Source organism: Aeromonas sp. HMWF014, from assembly GCF_963878295.1.
Taxonomy (GTDB): Bacteria; Pseudomonadota; Gammaproteobacteria; order Enterobacterales; family Aeromonadaceae; genus Aeromonas; species Aeromonas popoffii.
Genome location: NZ_CAWNYS010000159.1, coordinates 1 through 4,972, shown reverse-complemented (window position 1 = coordinate 4,972; position 4,972 = coordinate 1). Strand labels below are relative to the sequence as shown.

The 4,972-nt window shown below is 62.4% G+C and carries 4 protein-coding genes and 1 pseudogene; 2 read left to right on the top strand and 3 right to left on the bottom strand.

Annotated features, from left to right (window positions below; translation table 11 throughout):
- The coding region (locus tag AAC083_RS06390; protein WP_146181598.1) for an NAD(P)-dependent oxidoreductase at positions 1–351 on the bottom strand (351 nt) is incomplete at its 3' end.
- A gap of 101 nt (positions 352–452) precedes the next feature.
- Between AAC083_RS06390 and AAC083_RS06385 the strand changes: the two genes are divergently transcribed.
- Positions 453–1,358 carry a LysR family transcriptional regulator gene (locus AAC083_RS06385; RefSeq protein ID WP_108536112.1) on the top strand — a complete coding sequence of 302 codons (906 nt, stop codon included), beginning with the start codon at positions 453–455 and terminating at the stop codon, positions 1,356–1,358.
- Positions 1,359–1,456: 98 nt separating this feature from the next.
- Here AAC083_RS06385 and AAC083_RS06380 read toward each other — a convergent pair whose 3' ends face one another.
- On the bottom strand, positions 1,457–2,197 hold the full coding sequence (locus AAC083_RS06380; RefSeq protein WP_108536111.1) for an SDR family oxidoreductase: 741 nt from the start codon (positions 2,195–2,197) through the stop codon (positions 1,457–1,459).
- 353 nt (positions 2,198–2,550) lie between these two features.
- Positions 2,551–3,471: a LysR substrate-binding domain-containing protein gene (locus AAC083_RS06375; protein ID WP_108536109.1), complete on the bottom strand. Its 921-nt coding sequence runs from the start codon at positions 3,469–3,471 to the stop codon at positions 2,551–2,553.
- A 161-nt stretch (positions 3,472–3,632) separates the two neighbouring features.
- On the opposite strand from AAC083_RS06375, the pseudogene AAC083_RS06370 reads away from it, so the two are divergent.
- Positions 3,633–4,972 (top strand): annotated as a pseudogene (locus AAC083_RS06370) (5-methyltetrahydropteroyltriglutamate--homocysteine S-methyltransferase); the annotation flags it as partial.

The window sequence follows — 4,972 nt, the reverse complement described above, 5'->3', positions numbered from 1 at the left end:
ATGTACGCCGGGGGCGATTTCCAGACTGCCGGCACCACCGACCACCAGCAACCAGCTGTGGGCTGCTTTGGCTGCCGCGACTATGGCCTTGGCCCCTTTGAGGTACTGGTCGTAGATGTCCGGTGCACTCCAGCCCGGGTTGTAGGCGCTGATCACCCGGTCGTGCCCCTTGAGCACCTTGGCCAGTGCCTGTGGGTTCTGGGCATCTACCGCCACGGCGGTGACCTGCGGGTGGGCAGCGACTTTGCTGACATCGCGGACGATGGCGGTGACGTGATAGCCGCGGCTGACGGCTTCATTGAGGATGGCTGTACCGACAAAACCGCTGGCACCGATCAGGGCAATTTTCATGGGGGATTCTCCTTCACTGTTGGAATGAGGCTATCCTACGCCGTCGAATGTGATTTAATAATCGACTATAAAATTGATTCACTTGTAAGCTGGATTTAACAATGGAACAGCTCAAACGTTACGCCATCTTCGCCGCCGTGGTGGAGGCGGGCAGCATGACGGGCGCCGCCAAGGCCCTGGGTATGACTCCCTCCGCCGTCAGCCAGCATATCAGCCAGCTGGAGAGCCTGCTTGGCCTCCCCCTGCTGCACCGCTCCACCCGTCGTCTCAACCTGACCGAGGCGGGGGAAGTGGTGTGGCAGGGATGCCAGTCGTTGCAACAGACGTTGAACCAGACCGAGTTGCGCCTTTCCGAGGTACGCGACAGCCTGCTCGGCGAGGTGCGGATCACGGCGCCCGTGGGGATGGCGGGCCAGCCGCTGGCGCGGGCCTTGTCGCCGCTGTTGCAGGCCCATCCCGGCCTGTGCATCCAGATCATCGCCGACGACGAGAAGCGGGATCTCATCGCCGAGCGCATTGACGTGGCGCTGCGGGTCGGCACCCTGTCCGACTCCACCCTGGTGGCGCGCAAGCTGGGCCAGACCCGGATGCTGCTCTGTGCCTCGCCCGCCTATCTGGCCCGCAAGGGGACACCGCGTAGCCCGGCAGATCTGCTGGAACACGACTGGCTGGCGGCGGACATGCTGAGCGGGGGCCTGACCTTCTTCGACGACAAGGGGCTGGGCCACAAGGTCAAACCCAAGCCCAGGGTGGTGTGCAACAACGTCTTGCCGCTGCGTCAGTTCACGCTGGTGGGGCAGGGGGTCTCGCTGCAACCTGAGGGGGAAATCGCCGAGGATCTCGCCCAGGGTCGGCTGCTGGAGCTGCTGCCGGGCTTTCGGGTGCCGCCCATGGAGATCCACGCTATTACTCCCCAGCGGGAGATCCCGGAGAAGGTGCGACGAGTGATCACGGCCCTGCGCAGCCACTTCGCCGAGCCGTTGGGGGCTGTGCCGGCGCGCCCCTGAGCCGGGTGACTGACAGGGGGCGCGCCATCTTGTCTTGACTTGCTAAAAGCAGAGGGCAGCCTGTTGGCTGCCCTCTGTCGCTTGCATTGATCCCGGCGCTATTTCATATAGAGGCCGCCGTTGATAGACAGGGTTTCCCCCGTGATATAGGCGCCCGCCTCACTGGCGAGAAAGGCCACGGCGGCGGCGATCTCCTCCGGCTTGGCGAGGCGGTGCATGGGAATATCGGCCTTGATGCTGTCGAGGATATCGCTGCGGATCGCCTCCACCATAGGGGTGGCGGTGTAACCGGGAGCGATGGCGTTGACCGTGACCCCGAAGCGGGCCCCCTCCGCCGCCAGCGCTTTGGTGAAGCCCAGCATGCCCGCCTTGGCTGCCGAGTAGTTGACTTGACCGAACTGCCCCTTCTGGCCGTTGACCGAGGAGATGTTGATGATGCGGGCATCGCGCTGCTCGCACATGGCGTCGAACAACGGCTGGGTCACGTTGTAGAGGCTGCACAGGTTGGTCTGGATCACCTCGAACCACTGCTCAGGTGTCATGCGCTTGAAGGCGCCATCCCGGGTGATGCCGGCGTTGTTGACCAGCACGTCCACCCGGCCCTCGTCCTGCAACAGGTGACCCAGTGTTGTACGACACATGGCGGTGTCTGTCACATCCAGTGGCAGTAGCCGCACCTGATCCGGTCGATAACCCTGCTCCCCGTACCAGTCGTGGGCTGCTGCACCGTTGCCGCTGGAGTGGGTGGCAATGATGCGATAGTCCTGGGCCAGCAAGGCGGTGGTGATAGCAGATCCTATGCCGCCACGGGCTCCGGTGATCAAGGCAATTTTTTTCATCTTTGCTCTCCCTGAAAAAGATTCGAACGAGGACTTTATGGGCTTTTCAGGCTAATTGATATATTTGTTTTAAAACAATCTGACAGGGAAATGCGTTACTTTTGTGACAGGTTGACAACCTGGCTTGACGGCTTTGTTGAAGGCATGGGGGGCGGCTATGTTGAATGTGGCCACTTGGGCGGGCATGCCCCTCTGCTGGTCGCGTCCCGACCCTCAATGACACCGATCTTCCCCACTCGTATCCCCTGGCCGTGCTGGCAGTTGCAGCGGGCCTTCTTGCACGAGACAGGGCAGACGATGACCCACGATGAAAAGACCCTTAACTGACCTGTATTGCCCCATCGGTGGTGTTCTTACGCCTCTTTTTGCTCACCCATCTTGCTGCGAATGCGCTCGAACAGGCTCTGCAGACAGGCTTGATCCTTGTCGGCGGCCCGCACCGCGCCATACATATGACGGCGGACTCCGCCCCCCAGCGGCCTGGCTTCGAGCAAGCCCTGCCGCACAAACTCCTCGCTGGCCCAGCGCGGCAGGGCGGCGACCCCGAGCCCGGCGGCGGCCATCTGCAGCATGACGGAGGTATTGTCCACCAGCTTGCAGCGGGCGGGCTCCACCCCGGCGGGTTGCAAAAAGCGGCTGAAGATATCCATGCGGCTGCGCTCCACCGGGTAGACCAGCAGCACCTCTGGCCCAAGGTCGCTCGGCTCGATGCGGCTCTGGTGGCAGAGGGGGTGATCCGGCGCCATCACCAAGTTGAGGTCGAAGGCAAACAGCGGTTCGAAGTGGAGATCGCCGCGAGCCTGCACGTCCGAGGTGAGCAGCAAGTCGAGCTGACCGCCGAGCAGGGCATTGATGGCATCAAAGCCGGGCACCGACTCCACCTCCAGGTCCACCCCCGGCCACTGGCGGCGAAAGTCGGGCAAGAGCGGCAGCAGCCACTGGATGCAGCTGTGGCAATCGAGCGCCAGATGCAGCCTGCCCGCATCGCCGCTCTGCAGGGCGTGCAGTTGCTTCTCGGTCTGGGATAGCGCGGGCAACACCTGGCGGGCCAGACTCAGCAGCAGCTGGCCTGCCGCCGTCAGCACCAGGGGGCGGCTCTTGCGCAGGTAGAGCTCCAGATTGAGGCGGGTCTCCAGCTCTTTGAGCTGATGGGAGAGGGCTGACTGGGTGAGGTTGAGAGTCAGCGCGGCACCGGCCAGCGACCCCTGCTCGGCCAGCGCGGTCAGGGTTCTCAAGTGCTTGATTTCCAGACCTGCATTGCTTGGCACTGCCATAACATGGCTCCTTGTTGCATCAATCGCGGATTTTTTGAGAGGCTGTTGAAAAGGATTCAATAGCCAACGCCACCTTATCTTGTCATTTTGGATGTGTAAACATCTGGATGGCCAAATCATCCAGTTTCCCATCAGATGAATGAGCATAAGGAATTGGACCTATGACACGAGCACACACACTGGGCTTCCCCCGTATCGGCGCCAAGCGCGAGCTGAAATTTGCCCTCGAATCTTACTGGCGTGGCGAGACCACTCAGGCGGAACTTATCGCCACCGGCAAGAGCCTGCGTGAGCGTCACTGGCAGGCCCAACGCACCGCCGGGGTTAACCTGCTGCCGGTGGGGGATTTTGCCTGGTACGATCAAGTGCTCGGCACCAGCTTGCTGGTGGACGCAGTGCCTGCCCGTCACCGCCACGGTGACACCGATCTCGATACCCTGTTCCGGGTGGCTCGTGGCCGTGCGCCGACCGGCCCGGCTGCCGCCGCCGCCGAGATGACCAAGTGGTTCAACACCAACTATCACTACCTGGTGCCCGAGTTCAGCCGCGACCAGCGCTTCAAGCTGGGCTGGAGCCAGCTGTTTGACGAAGTGGAAGAGGCCAAGGCGCTGGGACTGCCAGTCAAGGCTGTGCTGCTGGGGCCCGTCTCTTATCTGTGGCTTGGCAAGGAGAAAGAGAGCGGCTTTTCGCGCCTCGAACTGCTCGACCGTCTGCTTATCGTCTACCAGGAGATCCTGGCCAAGCTGGCTGCACAAGGCGTGGAGTGGGTGCAGATCGATGAGCCGGTGCTGGCGCTGGACCTGCCGGACGAGTGGCGGTTGGCCTATCTCAATGCCTATGAGCGCCTGAGCGGTCCCTGCAAGCTGCTGCTCACCACCTATTTCGGCTCGGTTGCCCATCAGCGCGACATCATCACCAGCCTCAAGGTGGATGGCCTGCACCTGGATCTGGTGGCGGCACCCGAGCAGCTTGAGACGCTGGTCCCGCACCTGCCGGCCCAGTGGGTCATCTCTGCCGGGGTGATCAATGGCCGCAACGTCTGGCGTGCCAATCTGGCCAAGCTGGCGCCAACGCTGAAAGCATTGAAAGAGAAGCTGGGCGAGCGGCTCTGGGTGGCCTCTTCCTGCTCCCTGTTGCATAGCCCGGTGGATCTCACCCTGGAGCACGAGCTGGACACCCAGACCCGCAGCTGGTTCGCCTTCGCCCTGCAAAAGTGCTATGAGCTGGGGCTGCTCTCCGACTATCTCGATGGCGGAGCACTGGACAAGATCACCGCCTACAGTCAGCCTATCGTGGCGCGGGAGTCAGACAGCCGGGTACACAAGAAAGCGGTACAGTCGCGCCTTGCCAGCCTGACCAACAGTGATTTCGACCGCCAGAGTGCCTATCCGGTGCGAGCGCAGGCCCAGCGCCATGATCTCAAGCTGCCGCTGTTGCCGACCACCACCATAGGCTCTTTCCCGCAGACCTCGGAAATTCGGGTGCTGCGTCAGGAGTGGCG

Bases quoted from the DNA above. Each gene is read 5' to 3' on its own strand.
- AAC083_RS06380 (WP_108536111.1), bottom strand. From the start codon at position 2,197: ATGAAAAAAATTGCCTTGATCACCGGAGCCCGTGGCGGCATAGGATCT.
- AAC083_RS06385 (WP_108536112.1), top strand. From the start codon at position 453: ATGGAACAGCTCAAACGTTACGCCATCTTCGCCGCCGTGGTGGAGGCG.
- AAC083_RS06375 (WP_108536109.1), bottom strand. From the start codon at position 3,471: ATGGCAGTGCCAAGCAATGCAGGTCTGGAAATCAAGCACTTGAGAACC.